The sequence below is a fragment of the Zunongwangia sp. HGR-M22 genome, assembly GCF_027594425.1.
In the GTDB taxonomy this organism is placed as follows: Bacteria; Bacteroidota; Bacteroidia; order Flavobacteriales; family Flavobacteriaceae; genus Zunongwangia.
This window is the reverse complement of sequence record NZ_CP115159.1, coordinates 461,137-476,963: the sequence shown is the minus strand read 5'-3', so window position 1 is coordinate 476,963 and position 15,827 is coordinate 461,137. Positions and strand designations below refer to the sequence as shown.

At 35.8% G+C, this 15,827-nt stretch carries 9 protein-coding genes and 1 tRNA gene; 1 reads left to right on the top strand and 9 read right to left on the bottom strand.

The window, feature by feature from the left end:
* Nucleotides 1-68: 68 nt before the first annotated feature.
* The 5 genes from PBT91_RS02050 to PBT91_RS02025 form a co-directional block, all read right to left on the bottom strand.
* Nucleotides 69-1,358 (bottom strand): hemolysin family protein, encoded by a 1,290-nt coding sequence (locus tag PBT91_RS02050; RefSeq protein ID WP_270060152.1) that lies wholly within the window; start codon nt 1,356-1,358, stop codon nt 69-71.
* A 196-nt stretch (nt 1,359-1,554) separates the two neighbouring features.
* On the bottom strand, nt 1,555-2,064 hold the full coding sequence (lptC, locus tag PBT91_RS02040) for an LPS export ABC transporter periplasmic protein LptC (protein WP_270060150.1): 510 nt from the start codon (nt 2,062-2,064) through the stop codon (nt 1,555-1,557).
* Nucleotides 2,065-2,122: 58 nt separating this feature from the next.
* Nucleotides 2,123-3,484, bottom strand: coding sequence for a hypothetical protein (locus PBT91_RS02035; RefSeq protein ID WP_270060149.1), 1,362 nt, complete (start codon nt 3,482-3,484; stop codon nt 2,123-2,125).
* Between the two features lie 17 nt (nt 3,485-3,501).
* Entirely contained in the window at nt 3,502-4,743 is a 1,242-nt protein-coding gene (locus PBT91_RS02030; protein WP_270060148.1) for a hypothetical protein, read from the bottom strand.
* Nucleotides 4,740-5,474 carry a type III pantothenate kinase gene (locus tag PBT91_RS02025; protein WP_270060147.1) on the bottom strand — a complete coding sequence of 245 codons (735 nt, stop codon included), beginning with the start codon at nt 5,472-5,474 and terminating at the stop codon, nt 4,740-4,742. The genes PBT91_RS02030 and PBT91_RS02025 overlap by 4 nt, the downstream gene beginning before the upstream one ends.
* Before the next feature lie 105 nt (nt 5,475-5,579).
* On the opposite strand from PBT91_RS02025, the gene PBT91_RS02020 reads away from it, so the two are divergent.
* Nucleotides 5,580-5,652 (top strand) — tRNA-Phe (locus PBT91_RS02020).
* A 57-nt stretch (nt 5,653-5,709) separates the two neighbouring features.
* Here PBT91_RS02020 and PBT91_RS02015 read toward each other — a convergent pair.
* The 4 genes from PBT91_RS02015 to lpdA all read right to left on the bottom strand — a co-directional run bounded on the left by PBT91_RS02015 (nt 5,710) and on the right by lpdA (nt 15,739).
* Nucleotides 5,710-9,777: a T9SS type B sorting domain-containing protein gene (locus PBT91_RS02015; protein WP_270060146.1), complete on the bottom strand. Its 4,068-nt coding sequence runs from the start codon at nt 9,775-9,777 to the stop codon at nt 5,710-5,712.
* A gap of 179 nt (nt 9,778-9,956) precedes the next feature.
* Nucleotides 9,957-12,926, bottom strand: a complete 2,970-nt coding sequence (locus tag PBT91_RS02010; protein WP_270060145.1) for a DNA polymerase III subunit alpha — start codon at nt 12,924-12,926, stop codon at nt 9,957-9,959.
* 46 nt (nt 12,927-12,972) lie between these two features.
* On the bottom strand, nt 12,973-14,187 hold the full coding sequence (gene dinB / locus PBT91_RS02005) for a DNA polymerase IV (RefSeq protein WP_443089640.1): 1,215 nt from the start codon (nt 14,185-14,187) through the stop codon (nt 12,973-12,975).
* Between the two features lie 136 nt (nt 14,188-14,323).
* Nucleotides 14,324-15,739 (bottom strand): dihydrolipoyl dehydrogenase, encoded by a 1,416-nt coding sequence (lpdA, locus tag PBT91_RS02000; protein ID WP_270060143.1) that lies wholly within the window; start codon nt 15,737-15,739, stop codon nt 14,324-14,326.
* Between the last annotated feature and the right edge of the window lie 88 nt (nt 15,740-15,827).

Sequence of the window (15,827 nt, the reverse complement as noted above, 5' to 3'; positions counted from 1 at the left end):
GGGCGAAAATAGTGTTTTTAGCCTAATTATGAAACTTATAATTAGCAAAATCTTAACTTTTTAACGCTTTAATCTTCGGGCTTGATTTTAAGCTCTACAAGATCGATTTTTGTGTTGGAAACATCGAGAATAGTTAATTCAAATTCATCTATTCGAACTACCTCTTTGTGCTGTGGAATTTCTTCAGTATGATTAACGATAAAACCTCCTAAAGTTTCATAATTCTCACCAGTAGGAATGTTTAATCGGTAAGTTTCGTTAATATAATCTACTTCTGCTCTTGCTGAAAATTTATAATGATCTTCTCCTATTTTTTCTTCAACTAATATTGCAGAATCATGTTCATCTTCTATTTCTCCAAAAAGCTCTTCTACGATGTCTTCGATGGTCATCATTCCACTTGTACCTCCATACTCATCAATAACAACCGCGATACTTTTTCGTTTCTTAATTAAAACATTCAGCACATCCTTAACCCACATGGTTTCAGGAACAAAAATCACTGGCAATAAAATTGATTTTATAGACGCCGGCTTTTTAAATAATTCAAAAGAGTGTACGTAACCTATAATATCATCTATAGTTTCGTTAAAAATCAAAATCTTTGAAAGGCCAGTTTCTGTGAATGTTTTCACCAAATCTCCCGGGGCGACATCTTGATTTACAGCAATAATTTCTGTTCGGGGAATCATTACCTCTCTTGCCTTTATATCTGCAAATTGAAGCGCGTTTTGGAAAATCTGAATTTCTGAATCTACCTCATCTTCTTCTTCCACCGTCTCCATCTGCTCGCTAATAAAATTCCCAAGTTCTATTTTACTAAAGGCCAACTGAACTTCATCCCCGTCTGTTTTAAAGAAACGCTTCAGAATCATATCTGAAATCCAGATAACAAATGAAGAAATAAAACTAAAAATGAGATAAAATAAATATGCCGGTACTGCGAAAAATTTCAGCATTGAATTTGCATAAATCTGAAAGAAAACCTTCGGAAGAAATTCGGCCGTCACTAAAATTAGCAGTGTAGAAAGGAGCGTTTGGGTAAATAAGCTTAAATCGGTAACCAAATAATTAAGAATTGCATTGTCTAGCGGCTGCATTCCTGTTAACCACTCCATTATTAGATCTCCCATATAAAAACCGTAAACCACCAACGCAATGTTGTTCCCAACAAGCATCGCTGCTATAAATTTAGATGGCTTTTTGGTTAGGCGCTTTAAAACTTTTGCTAAGAAGTCGTTTTGAAGCTTCTCAATTTCAATATATATTTTATTGGAAGAGACATAAGCGATTTCCATACCGGAGAAAAATGCGGAAAGTAATAATGACAAAATAATAATGATGACTTCTGCACTCATTATTTTTTATGATTTTGTCTCTTTTCTAATTTCCTTCGGAAATTTCTTTTGAAAAAAAACATGAAAATGGCCATTAAGGCCAGAAATATAAAAACATAGGCCCTGCTTCGCTCAGCATCCCAAATGGCAAATGTCTCGAAAATGAAAAATGCTGCAATCACTAAATATGCGTACTCGAAATATCTGAAATACTTTGTCATTTGTCTGACTCGTCTATGTTTTGAATTCCGTTATTAGTCCTAAAGTTGAATTTATCGAATTTTTGATTAGAATCAAAACCCATTCCTTCATTAAAAGATCCATCAGGAAATTTAATTTGATTTGCACGATCGGTAAAAACCCAACTCTGATTTTGATCCCAGTATAATTGGTTGCCTTCTAAAATTGTACTATCTGCTGTAAAAATTACCACATTTCCTCTAAGATCTATCAATCCACTTTTGTCGTAAATAATACCATAATCTGCGGTAACCGTACTTTTTTTATCTTCTTCGTCGTAAAATTCTATATCCAAACCATCTGGAAATTCACGATAAGGAAAATTTCTGTTTTGATAATCCAACATTTTTTCACTCTTCAAAGTGGCTACTACTTTACCTGAATCGGTATACTTAAGCATAATATCTTTTGCAATCCCCTGTGGTGCATCAGCCGGATTTTGAAGTGCCCTCACTTCATTCAAATTACCTTTACATGAAAAAAGCATTGTCACGCCTATTAGCGTGACAATGCCCTGTATTATTTCACGATATGTGATTCTCATATTATAATTGAGGGATGCGAACAGTTTCGCCTATCCAACAACCAATTTGGATAGCATCTCCTGCTTTTTTTCCTTCCTGAAATACATCAGCTTTTTGTGGAGCACGACCATTATAAGCCGCAACTGTTGCATTTGCGTGATTAGAAAGTGATGGATCTACTCTACCAGCTTTAGCTACATATTCTGCAGCCAACCAATATACTGCTCTTTTATTAAACGCAGTTTCTCCACAGTTATTTGCACTTTCTGCATACATACTAGCAATATTCAAATAAGCTCTACCGTAAGATGGCTTTGCATTAACTGTTTTCCTGTAGAAGTTTCTTGCTTGTGAGAAGCTACCAGCATTTTGATAGTTCTTACCTATTCTATAATAAATCTTAGCTTTATCTGCAGCATCTTCTTCTAATTCTGCAGCTTCGTTATAGTACTCTAGTGCTTTAGCTCTTTCGCCATCAGCTTCAGCCAATTGACCTAAAGAATAAGCAGATGCAGCAGAAGGCTCTAATTGATGAAGCGCTTCAGAAATTTTGAAAAATAATGGATCCTCGCAATCCTTAGCTGAAAGACGAGCATTAGCATTTTTTAACCAAGCTACATCTTCTTTTTTAGCTTCAAAATCTTTCTCATAAATAGGCACTAAGTTATCGCAGTCTGCACGCACTCCCAATTTAGTATTTAGAGCTCCTTTTACAGCATTAAAATTAGTCAATCTTTGCTCAGCAATCTGTGCTGTTTTTTGTTCTTTAGAAGTTAAATCTTCTCCAGCATCCTGCTTTTCAATTAAGGATTGTAGACGCTCCGCTTCATAAATTTCTTCTTCATCAATTTTTGCCATTACACGATCGTAAATATCAAAAACATCTTGTAATTCACGGTCTCCAGAATCCTGCATATTTACCATAAGATCAAAATATGCATAAAGACCTTTAGGACTGGTGAAGTTTTCTTTATCTTCAACATAAGCCTTATCAAAAGCTTCCCATCTTTCTTCTGTTGAACCGATTTTATGGGTAAATTTCAAAAGTGCAATATCTGTATACACATCTCCCTTTTTAGTCTTTTCAGGGTAATTTTGAAGACGTTCTTTATAAGTATCAACTAATTCGTTGATGTATTTTGTTTTTTCTTCACCAGATGCGTTTTCAATTTTATACTTCAATACTCTTTCTAAATACTGAAATGTTGCTAAACTATAATCTGGACAATCTTTCTTCACTGTCATTAACGGCTCGTATGCCGCATCATAATTTTTTGCTTTAGCATCATCATAAGCTAAAGCTGCAGTAGTTGTACAATCTTGAGCATATGCTCCCGACCCAAGCATTACCGCCGATAATAATACTATAAATCTCGCTTTCATCTTGTTGTTTGTTATGGTTAATTAAACTTTCTCTTTACGAACCATTGGTCATTCAAAGATAAACCAATTGATAATTTAAAAAAATTCTCTTGTATTAGACCTGAACTTGTTGTACCGCGCTGACCATACTCCAGTCCCAGATTAAGATTAGAGAAATCTCCTCCAATCGGTAAACCTAATCCAAAAGATATGCCAAACTCATCTATCGATTCTCCGTTAAGTTGCAAACCTGTTTCTTCAAAACGTCCTCCCAGTCGATAAACCACTCTATTTAAATAACTTGTGAGTGAGCTATACTCTGGAACAAAATATCCTCCCAATCGATAAGCCTTCCCATCATTATATTCTACATCATTTACCGGAGTACTAAAAACCGAAATTTCGGGTATACTTCCAAACGCAGAATATTCTCCGCCTACAAACCATTTATTTGGCCTACCAATTCCTAAACCTAAAGTTGCTTTAGATGGAAGTGTTATATCCTGAGATTCTACATCGAAGCTTTTAACATTAAAAGGACTTTCTCCACTTGCAGTAAATAGAACGCTAGAGATTTCTCGATAACTATCGGTAGTGATATCAGCTTCTGGAGTATAAACAGCGGAAGCATGTAACTTCAAACCACTATTTAGCTTTGTTTGGTAATCTACTCCGAAGTTAAAATTAAATCCTGAAATATCTGATCGGTCTATATCTCGTGTTCCATATTGAATTCCGTCTCTAAGAACGGTTCTTCTATGCTGAATATTACCAAAATTATAATCGGCATTCACACCAACACTAAGATCTCTAGTTATAGCATAAGCTGCGGATAGAAAAACTTTATTCATCCCTCCGCGACCTCTTAATCTGCTAGCACCATCTTCATCGATGTCAAAAATACGGTATCCTACAGAGGAATACGGAATAAGGCCTAATCCAAAACCAAAGCGGCCTACCGGCACTCCTAAGCCTAGATAATCCAAAGACACATTTTTTGTACGATCTTCTTCATTTAGGGTTTCCTGTTTCGTAGATTCGGCACTACCTCCAACAGTATAAACTGTTCTCGCAAGCCTTGCGTAGCCAGCAGGATTTGTAAGATTCATGTGAATACTATCCGAAAACGTACTAAGGCCTCCCATTGCCCTGTTTTCGACAGTACCTTTAAAATTAGTTAATCCAACACCATAGTAAGAATATGGCGAAGTAGTATTTTCCTGAGCCTTGGCCCAAAAAGCAGAAAATAAGGCTACGATTACTATAAATCGTTTAATCATTGATTTTTGTTAAATTCTAAAATGTAGTTTAAACCTTCCAAAAGAAAATTTGAGTTCGCAAATATGCTATTTTTTAGTCGCTTTGACAAAAATAGACTATCACCACCTGTCAAAATAACTGTTAAATCTTTAAATTTTGATTTATAACTGGAAATCATTCCGTCAATTTCTGCAGCAAAACCAAAACATATCCCACTTTTTATACTTTCTTCTGTAGAGTTGCCTACCAATTTTAGATGGTTGCTATCTGCATGTATTAACGGTAATTTTTCTGTAAACTTATGTACGGCATTAAATCTCATTTGCAAACCTGGGGAAATCCCCCCCCCTAGATATTGAGATTGGTCATTTACATAATCATATGTTACGCATGTTCCCGCATCGATAATTAAACAATTTTGATTTGGATAAGCACATACTGCTGCGGCTGCCAATGCGATACGATCTTTCCCCAAAGTCTCTGGAGAACCATACTTATTATGAAAAGGAATTTTTGTTTGTTGATCTAAGAGTATTGATTTACTTCTTTTTTGAAGAAATTTCACAAGCGAACTATCATCATAAAGTACACTAGATAGAATAGAAAACTCAATTTGAGGGTATGCTTCAAAAATTTCTTCAATTTTTTTATTTTTTTCTGACTTCAGAACTCTAAAAAGCTCCACCGACTTATCATTTTGAAAAACAGCTATTTTCGCAAAAGTATTACCTAAATCGATAACCAAATTCATAGATCAATTTTAAAAAAAGCTAAGGTACAAAAGCTTTTTTTCTAAAAAAGTTTTGTGAGTTTCTAAAAATGAACATATATTTGCAACCGCTTTCGAAAAGCAACTGGTGCCTTAGCTCAGTTGGTAGAGCAAAGGACTGAAAATCCTTGTGTCCCTGGTTCGATTCCTGGAGGCACCACCTTTAAAAAGCCCGCTAATTTTAGCGGGCTTTTTTTATTTGTAGTGCGCTGAATATTTATCGTTTCAAGGCAAAATGAGACTTATATGTAATTTCTTTACCTTCATGCTCAAAGTTAACCTGAAACCAATAATCATTAGATGGCAAGTGAGTTCCCTCTTTAGAACCATCCCAACCTCCTGAAGCTGGTTTAATTTTAGTGATATAAGCTCCGTAGCGATCATAAATATGAACCTCTGCCTCGGGATGTGTTTCAAGTTCAGCAATATTCCAAGTATCATTATAACCATCACTATTAGGAGTGAAAAATTTGGGGTGCTTAAGCACTTTTATTTGCTGAGATGTTACACCACAATAACCTATTTTTCCTTTTACCCTTATGGTATGTATACCAGATGAAACATCATAAAATTGATTTTCTTCTTGAAATTCACCATTATCAAGACTATAAATATAATCTCCTTTTCCATTTACAATTTCAACTTTCACTACCGCTATATCCTTAAAAGGCTCTGAAACTGTAACCAATATTTCTGGTTTGGCAGACACTTCTACAATCACAGAAGTTTCTTTAAATCCGCAACCGGTCTCAACACGACGATCTATTTTTGTTGTTTTAATGATATATTCTCCAGATTGCATCGCCTCAAATTCTACACCTTTATGTACTAATTCGCCATTATAGTACCAGGCTACTTCAAAAACATTTGGATTAAGGCCTGTATAAAAATATGCACCACTCTCTACTTCTCCAGTTTCTGTATTTACACAGACCGCTTCTTTTTCTATCTCTAAATCTTGCAAAGGATGGATAGTTACATTAAAGGAGGTGTATGCAAAACAACTTTGATTAAATTTATTTTGAGCTTTTAAATAAATCGTATATGTTCCCGGCTCGGTAATTATGCTACCCGGCTTAAGAATTGCATTACTATTCTCGAGATCTGTAGTATAGTACATTTCGAAACCTGAAGAAGCAATTCCTGCAGCAGCAGCGGCAGAATAAACACTCGGGATCTCGTAACTTCCGCAAATTTCAATATCCGACATTTCAGAAATCATTGGTGTTTTTGAAACCTTTATATCGAAAATATATTCGTCTTCACATACAAAACGCAGCCCTTCCTTTTTATAAATATAAAGCGTCGTATCCTTGGTAATCTGAGTACCTGGATGGAGTTTTTCACCATTACCGCCAGATTGAGTGAAATACTCTCCTTCTTTAAGATTGGGTAAAATATAAGAATCACAAACAGAAACAGGTTCTGGTCGATCTACACCAACCCCTTCAATATAAACGGTGAAAAATTTCTCGTTAGCACACAATTCGAAATCTTCCCATTTATTATAAATATAAATTCGTTGCGTTTCCCTAATAGTAGTTCCTGCAATGAGCTCGTCGCCTTTTGCATTAGGCTTTGTATAATATTTACCAAACTTTAATTCTGGCAACTCGTAACCAAAACATTTGTAAACATCTATAAAATTTTCTACCGGCGCCACTTCCCGAACCTCTATAAAAAATGAGCTTTCATTAGCACAACTATTTTCCAAATTATTTATAAAAAGTTTTTGACTTTTGTATACAATCGTTCCCGGTAAGATTTGCTTTCCTTTTCTGTTAGGTTCTGTAAAATATTCTCCATTTTCAAGCTCTGGTAAAACATAACCGTTTTCAACGCAAACCAAAACATCATCTAGCGTACTCACTACAGGAACCGGAGTAAGCTCTACAGAAAACTTCATCTCTTTGGCGCAGTTTGAACCATCTGTTGTTTCAGCTGAATAAATGATTATTGTACTTTCAGTAAAAACGGTACCAGGCAAAATCTCATTTCCTTGTTCATCAAAATAATTTCCGATTTCTATTTCAGGCAAAGTATACGTGCCACATGCAAAGACATCTTTAAAATTTGGAATGATTGAAATATTAAAACTCGATTCACTAGTACATTTACCGTTATCACTATAAACGTAAAGCGTAGTGGAAGATCCAATTTGATCGCCAGCTTTTAAACGAGAGCCGCCACCGTTGGATTTTGTATAGTATACACCATTTTGAAGGGTTGGCAAGACATAAGCATTACAGACCACTACATCGTTTAACTGATCTACTTGCGGCAATGGCAAAATGGAAACTTCAAACTTTTCTTGCTTACAAAGAGTCCCATCTTCCATTTCGCCGTAATAATAAATACTGAAATCTTCTGTAAAAATTGTTCCTGGACGAATTTCTTTACCGCCGCCATCAGGCGCGTCATAAAATGCACCGGCTGGTGGAGTAGGCACCACAAATTTATCGCAGTAATAATCGCTTAAGCTGTAATCTTTAATAAGCTCTACTTTAAAACTCGACTCGTTAAAGCAGCCTAAATAAGAGGTATTGTAAATATAATAAGTCCCAGATTTATCGATAACATCTCCTGCTTCCATCTTTTGGCCTTGCCCCTGAGAACGGGTGTAATAATCGCCAAATTCAATTGGAGGTAAAATATAAGAAGAACACTCCACCACCTTTTCCAATTTTGATACTGGTGGAAGTTCGTTTAAACTTACATTCAATGGAAAAATGGTAGAGCAATTCTGCACTAAAGTATCTCTTACTTTACCAAAAACCTGAAAATTTTCGGTGTTTCCAGAAAAACTGAAATTAGAAAGATCTACGACAGGATCACGATCTAGTGCTGCATTAGTTTCAGATCTAAACACATCGAAGAGATATGATCCTTCTCCCAATTGATCCTTAACTAAATCACCAATTTGAGAAAGATCAATTACATTGCTACCATGTGGTTGGCAGACTACAATTTCTTCAGGAAAATCTAAATTTAAAGAACCATTTACTTGCAACTTAAAAGCAGCTTCCGCATTACAAAATTCTCCGGTTTCTTTACTCCTCAGCTTAACTACAATTGTCTCACCTGGCTCACCTTTAAAAGCTTTTAAATTTACCTCGGGTATTTGATTAGCAGCGACAGCATTATCCTTGAAATAAACAAGATCGTACTGCTCTGAACTTAAACCCAATTCCTCATGTCCATTTTTCGTAAGATCAAATAATTGTTCTGCATCTCCATTATCGCAAACTACCAAATCAGGAAGATTATTATAGTTTAAATTTTCTACGTTAATTTGATCGGAAATATCACATTGCCTATCATCTTTTGTTACCCTTACATTATATCTACCCGGCTCTCGAACATCTAAGTAGTAAGTTGTTTCGTTAGGAATTTCCTGATCTTCATAATACCATTTATGCTTATATGAGGCATCCTTTAATCCTGTGTTTAAACGAGTAAAAGTTCCCGAGCACAGTTGGCGATCTGCCCCTAAATCGAGATTGGTTTTAAAACTACCCGCAGCAATTAGAATAGCACTATCATAATTAGAATCATTACTATCTCCTATTACTAGTTTAATTCGGTATTTTTCACCTGCTTTTATTGTTGCTGAAGCCGTAAGTATTTTAGTATACCCCCTCATGTTAATAACAGAGTTAGCGGAACCTACCTGATAGCTTCCAAAATATTCAGGATTATCGCTTTCACAGTTATTGTTGAAGTTAGAATCATTAATCGTTCTAACCGAAATAGGTTTTGTAGTTTCTGGAATTACAGCTATATTCTGAGTTTCACCTGTCGCTACCTCTGTAAGTAGAAACGCAAACACATCACTACTAGCACATTGCCACTGCCCATATTCGTTACTGGCAAAAATAAAATCAAAACTAAACTTTTGTGATAGCGGAATAAATTCAAATTCCAAATAAGCGACATCAGAAATTCTAGTACTTTGCCCAGAAGCATTATTGATAGCCTGAAGGTCTGGATCTACATCGTCATTTATTTCGCTACTTAGATTTTGACCTTCGTACGGACCTTCTGTAAATTTTGCTTTACCTGATCGAATAATAACTCCTTCAGAAATGGGAAAATCTCCTGAATTATTATTAAAATAAGCTACCGCTTCCTTATCAGACTGGGTAACATTCGTAATCTTAACACAAGAATTATCTAACAATCCTGCTACTAATTCTTCTTTAGATACTCCTGCATCATCTATTGTTATGGACTGGCCATAACCTGCAGCAAAAAATAGTATCACCACATATTTTATCAGCTTCATAACAACTACTAGTAAGGTTATAGTTAATTATTAGGTTGAAATACATTTTGGTTAGGTGTTATTGGTATCACAAATAAAACATAAAATTTCGTTAAAAATCAATTTAAATCGATGAAATGCAGCTCTTTAACAAATAAAAATCTCTATAAACGTTTTAGCAGTTAGAAGCAAAATTAGATTTAGGCACTAAATTGAGAATACACTAAACGAGGATCTACCTGAATTTTCTGAAATTCGATGATATCAGCATCAATAGAAATATAATCAAACTCCTTATTCACTTTTCCTATACATAGGTAAATTCCTTTATTATATAATGGATACTTCGCTACATTATCTGGAAACTGTACCGTGTCGAAAATATTATAGTTTACATCATAGAATGTGGCAAAGCACATTTCTTTGCCATTAGAAGTTGTTGTTTTTTTCGTACAAATCAATTTCCCGTAAATTCTTACTTTTTTTCCTACAAAATCTTTAAGCTGTTTTACACTTACAGATTGCTTTACCGGCTGCTGTAATAATTCAAAATAACTACATAACGGAAAACCCAAAAGCTCTATTTGATCGTAAGCATCAACTAACATCGAATATTGAAATTTAGGCAAAGTGTACTCTTTATGCTCGATTTTAAAAAGTCTTGGCTGATCGGTTTTCTTTTTTGATTTTATTTTTCTGAAATAAGCTTCCCAAAGCAGTTGATGTTTGTCTTTCCCTGTAAATCGAAACGCCCCGACTTTTAATAAAATCCTAAGTTGCTCTATTGAAATTTCTACCCTGTCGATAAAATCATCCAGCGATTTATAATACCCAAAAAACTGTCGATTCTCCAGAATTTGCTGTACCGTTCTTGTTTCCAGCTCTTTGATATATCCAAAGCCCAGGTAAATATTTTTATCAAAAATCGTATTGGGATGATCGCTGTTATTAATGCAGGGAGCATGCACATTCCCGCCACAATTTTTTATTTCCTGAACATAGGTTTCAACCGAATAAAATCCGCCACCGTTATTAAGCACCGCCACCATAAATTCTAACGGAAAATATTTTTTCAGATATAAACTTTGGTAACTTTCCACCGCATAAGAAGCCGAATGACCTTTAGGAAAAGCATAACCGGCAAACGAAGAAATCTGTTCCCAAACCTCATCGGTGATCTGTTGTGTATAGCCTTTCTCTTTACAATTACTGCGGAATTGCGCTTCAATCTTCTCCATTTGTCCTCTTGAAGTTTTCTTACCACTCATCCCTCTTCGCAAAACATCGGCATCATCAAAACTTAAACCGGCAAAATGATGCGCTACTTTCATCACATCTTCCTGATACACCATAATTCCGTAAGTATCGTCCATGATCTCTAACATTACCGGATGTCCCTGCTTTCGTCTTTCAGGATTACGATGTCGCTTGATATACTCTTCTTTCATTCCGCCACTGGAAATTCCCGGTCGAATAATCGAACTTGCCGCCACAAGATTCATATAATCCTGAGTTTGAAGTTTGGTTAGCAATCCTCGCATTGCAGGCGATTCTACATAAAAAACCCCCATACAATCACCAATCTTAAGAAGATCATTAATTTTTGGATCATTTTTGAATTTTGGAATATCATCGATATTTTCAACAAAAGCTTCAGGCTGATTTTGCCGAATCAACTCTAAAGTATCGGTGATTTTAGACAAACCTCGCTGCGCCAAAATGTCGAATTTATGAATCCCAACTTCTTCAGCAATATTCATATCGATCTGGATCGTCTGGAAATTTTTAGGAGGTAAAAAAGTCGCTCCGTAATTAAAAACCTCTTCCTCCAGAATCAAAATTCCGCCAGAATGTACACTTAAATAATTAGGAAAACCAGCAATCAAATTTCCATAATTTAAGACCAAAAGTTCCATTTTATCTAAACTGGAAACATGAAATTTTCCCGAAGAAAGCTTATCGATCTCGGCTTTGGGAAGCCCAAAAACCTTTCCTAATTCCCTGATTACCGCACGCCGCTTAAAGGTAACATAAGTTCCCATTAGCGCTACATTATCGAAACTATCAAAAATAAAACGAGTAACATCCTCACGGTCTTTCCAGGAGAAATCGATATCAAAATCTGGTGGTGAGCTTCGGTTTTCGTTAATAAAACGTTCAAAATAAAGATCCAGTTCTATGGGATCTACATTGGTAATTCCAATAATATAAGCCACGATCGAGTTAGCACCGCTTCCTCGCCCAATTACCGGATATTTTTTTTTGCGGGCGTATTTTACAATCTCATAATTAATCAAAAAGTAAGAAACAAAACCTAATTTTATAATCGCCGTAAGCTCTTTATCCAAACGTGCATAAACCTTTTCTGTAGCTTCAGGATATCGTTTTTCAATATTTTCAAAACATAATTTTCTAAGCTTAAATTCATCAGCTTTTTTACCTTCGATTTTCGATAAATTATTGTTTTGCTTTTTACTAAAAGTAAATTCAACATTACAATTTTCAGCTAGCGCTTCAGTATTCGATAAAATTTCAGGAAATTCATTAAAAGCTTCAGTTAATTTTTCTTCGGAAAGCATTTTATCTTCAGGATCTGCCTGCTCTTCGACCGGAAGTTTACTCAGCAATGTATTATTATCGATAGCTCGCAATAATCGATGCGCGTTAAAATCTTTTTTACTTCGGAAAGAAACAGGCTGCAAAACCACCAATTTTGAAGTGTACTTTTTATACTTCGAAAATTTCAGTTTATTGAGATCACGTACTGAAACTCCGATGAATTCATTTTCTCCAAAATCAGTTTTATTAGTTTCCTGCACTTTTTTAAAAGGATAGATCACAAAGCAATTTGCTAATATTGGCGCATTTTGATCAAAATTCTTTTTAGCATGAAGATGTCCTGAGAGATGAGCATTCATCTGTCTAAATCCGTCACGATTTTTAGCGATCACCACATATTGCTGATCTACACCATTACGAAAATCGATCCCTACAAGCGGTTTTACAGGAAAATCCCCGGCCTGTTTTAAAAAATTTAGACAAGCAGAAGTATTATTAATATCGGTAAGGGCTACAAAGCTGGTATTATTAGATATTGCTAATTTCAGCAGATCCTTTTCAGAAAAAGTACCATACCTCAACGAAAAATAAGAATGACAATTTAAGTACATAATTTCCCTTTCCTCTATAGTCTAGAATAGATACTTCTAGCTTCAATTATTGATTTCGATGCGCGAGTACAATTGGTGGTTCGCCATCAAAAGGATTTCGCATTCTTCCAATCGTTCTGGCACCCATGCTTACTGCTCTTACCACGCTACGCTCGCCATATTTATTTTTAATTCGGTCTAGAGAGTTATATAAATTCAGCATTTTTTCACTGTCATCAAATAGATTGATCTGGTAATGCCCGCCTACAAGTCCGCTTAATTTCACTCCCACAAGCCGAATCAACACCCTACGATTGTATAGTTTTTTGAAAAGTTCTTCTGCCTTCGGAATTAAAATATGATCGGCACTGGTATACGGAATCTTTGCCTGAAGTGTACTGGTTTGAAAATCTGAATACCGAAGCTTCACACTAATATTAGAAGCCAGTTTATTGCCTCGCCGCAACTGAAACGCCAAACTCTCGGTCATCGCAACCAAAGTGGCATGCAAACGCGTAATATCTGTAGTATCCTTATGAAAAGTCCGCTCGTTAGAAATCGATTTTCGATCATGAAACGCAATGATTGGCGAATCATCTATTCCGTTAGCGCGTTTCCAGATGGTACGCCCGTTTTTTCCTAAAACGCCTTCTAAAACTTCTACCGGCATCTCCTGAAGCGTTTTTACTTTATAAACCCCTAAGCCCATAAGTAACTGAAACGTCTTGTTCCCAATCATCGGAATTTTATTAACGTCTAAAGGAGCTAAAAAATCTTTTTCGGTGCCATGCCTAATCACACTCATCGCATCGGGTTTAATCTCGCTGGTGGCAATTTTAGAGACTACCTTATTTTGTGATAATCCAACCGAAATTGGTAAACCACTTTCTTTAATGATATTTTGCCTTAATTCTTTAGCAAAGCCTTCTATTCCAAAAAAACGATCCATCCCTGTAAGATCTGCATAAAATTCGTCCACACTCGCTTTTTCAAATAAAGGCACCTGATTTTTAATAATCTCGGTTACCAAATGCGACTCTTTAGTGTAAATACTAGCATTTCCTTTTATATAAACTGCCTGTGGGCAAAGTCTTCTGGCAATTTTCATGGGCATGCCAGATCGTACTCCAAACTTTCTGGTTTCATAACTACAGGAAGCCACCACGCCACGATCTCCCATTCCGCCAACGATTACCGGTTTATTATTTAATTCTGAATGATGTTTTCGTTCTACAGAAACAAAAAACGAATCCAGATCGAGATGTAAAATAGCTTTTGAAATCATACAAAATGGAATTAATCCTATTTATTGGATTAATTCCAAAAGTATAAAAATAAATAAAGCGAGAAAGTTAAAATCTCGCTTTAGATTATTTGCATTTTCAAACCCCTAATAAATACTGACTTTTAGCTTAAAATTATTTATCAACAATATGTGTTGGGCTTCCATAAAACAATTCAGCACTCTCCATAATTGTTTCCGATAATGTTGGATGCGGATGTATAGTAAGTGCCAGATCTCTTGCAGTGGTGCCCATTTCTATAGCTAGTGCAATTTCAGGAATTAAACTACCTGCATTTTTACCGGCAACGCCACCGCCCAGAATAATTTCAGATTCTCTCTCTACAATCAATTTTGTAAGTCCGTTATCGGTTCCTAAAGCTTTAGCTCTTCCGGAAGCCGACCATGGAAATTTTACCACTTTCGCATCGATATTCGAAGAATTTAGCTCTTCCTCTGTAAGTCCACACCAGGCAATTTCAGGATCAGTAAAAACGATCGCAGGAATTACTTTAGCATCGTAAGATGAACCTTTCTCACCTTTAATTACTTCCGCAGCAACACGACCTTCGTGGGAAGCTTTGTGCGCTAACATGGGCTGGCCGGTAATATCACCTATCGCATAAATATTATTTGCTGAAGTTTTACGATTACTGAAAACTTTTATAAAACCATCTTCTCCAATTTCTACTCCCGCATTTTGTGGTTTACTGGCTTTAGTATTCGGTTTACGCCCAATAGCTACTAAAACACGATCGAATTTCTTTTTCTGCTCTTTATCGCCCGACTTCAATACCACTTCAACTTTCTTCTTTTTCACCTCAACCTTTTCAACTTTAGTATCAAAATACAGATTTTTAAAAGGCTGTTCTTTTTCAAAAACCTTTACCAGATCACGATCAGCTCCCGGTAAAAAACCAGAAGTCATTTCAGCAATAGAAACTTCACTTCCCAAATTTGCATACACACTACCAAGTTCTAATCCAATATAACCACCGCCAATCACTAATAATTTCTTCGGAATTTCTTTAATATCGAGTGCATCTTTAGAATTCCAGATAAGTTTGTGATCTATTTCGATATTGGGTAATTCGGTTGGTGTAGATCCTGTAGCGATAATTGCATTTTCGAATTCAAGTTCGTACGAATCACCAGAATTTTCTTCAACTTCCAGCGCTTTTTCATCTTTAAAAAAAGCTTTCCCCTGGATAAACTCAACTTTCCTGGCTTTACTAAGCTGACCTAAACCACCGGTTAGTTTTTTTACAACATCATCTTTCCACTTTCCTATTTTCTTCACATCGATTTCAGGCTCGCCAAAACTCACTCCGAAATTCGATAATTCTGCAGCCTCTTTTTTCACTTTAGCTACATGTAATAAAGCTTTCGAGGGAATACAACCCCGATATAAACATACACCACCGGGATTAGCTTCCGGATCGATTAGCGTGGTTTTAATCCCTAAATCGGCTGCTCGAAAAGCGGCTGCATAACCACCCGAGCCTGCACCAATTACTATCAGTTCTTTTTTATCTTTCTTGCTATCTGCCATAATTTATTTTTACTCGATAATCGAGATTTCAATATTGCAAAGGTTGTTTAGAACAATAAAATTACTTTTCTAAACTCTTAAGCTTAGC

What these genes read in the sequence shown, in the direction of transcription:
- PBT91_RS02015 (WP_270060146.1), bottom strand. Translation starts at nt 9,777, where the DNA reads ATGAAGCTGATAAAATATGTGGTGATACTATTTTTTGCTGCAGGTTAT.
- PBT91_RS02025 (WP_270060147.1), bottom strand. Translation starts at nt 5,474, where the DNA reads ATGAATTTGGTTATCGATTTAGGTAATACTTTTGCGAAAATAGCTGTT.
- lpdA (WP_270060143.1), bottom strand. Translation starts at nt 15,739, where the DNA reads ATGGCAGATAGCAAGAAAGATAAAAAAGAACTGATAGTAATTGGTGCA.
- PBT91_RS02050 (WP_270060152.1), bottom strand. Translation starts at nt 1,358, where the DNA reads ATGAGTGCAGAAGTCATCATTATTATTTTGTCATTATTACTTTCCGCA.
- lptC (WP_270060150.1), bottom strand. Translation starts at nt 2,064, where the DNA reads ATGCTTTTTTCATGTAAAGGTAATTTGAATGAAGTGAGGGCACTTCAA.
- PBT91_RS02035 (WP_270060149.1), bottom strand. Translation starts at nt 3,484, where the DNA reads ATGAAAGCGAGATTTATAGTATTATTATCGGCGGTAATGCTTGGGTCG.
- PBT91_RS02030 (WP_270060148.1), bottom strand. Translation starts at nt 4,743, where the DNA reads ATGATTAAACGATTTATAGTAATCGTAGCCTTATTTTCTGCTTTTTGG.
- PBT91_RS02010 (WP_270060145.1), bottom strand. Translation starts at nt 12,926, where the DNA reads ATGTACTTAAATTGTCATTCTTATTTTTCGTTGAGGTATGGTACTTTT.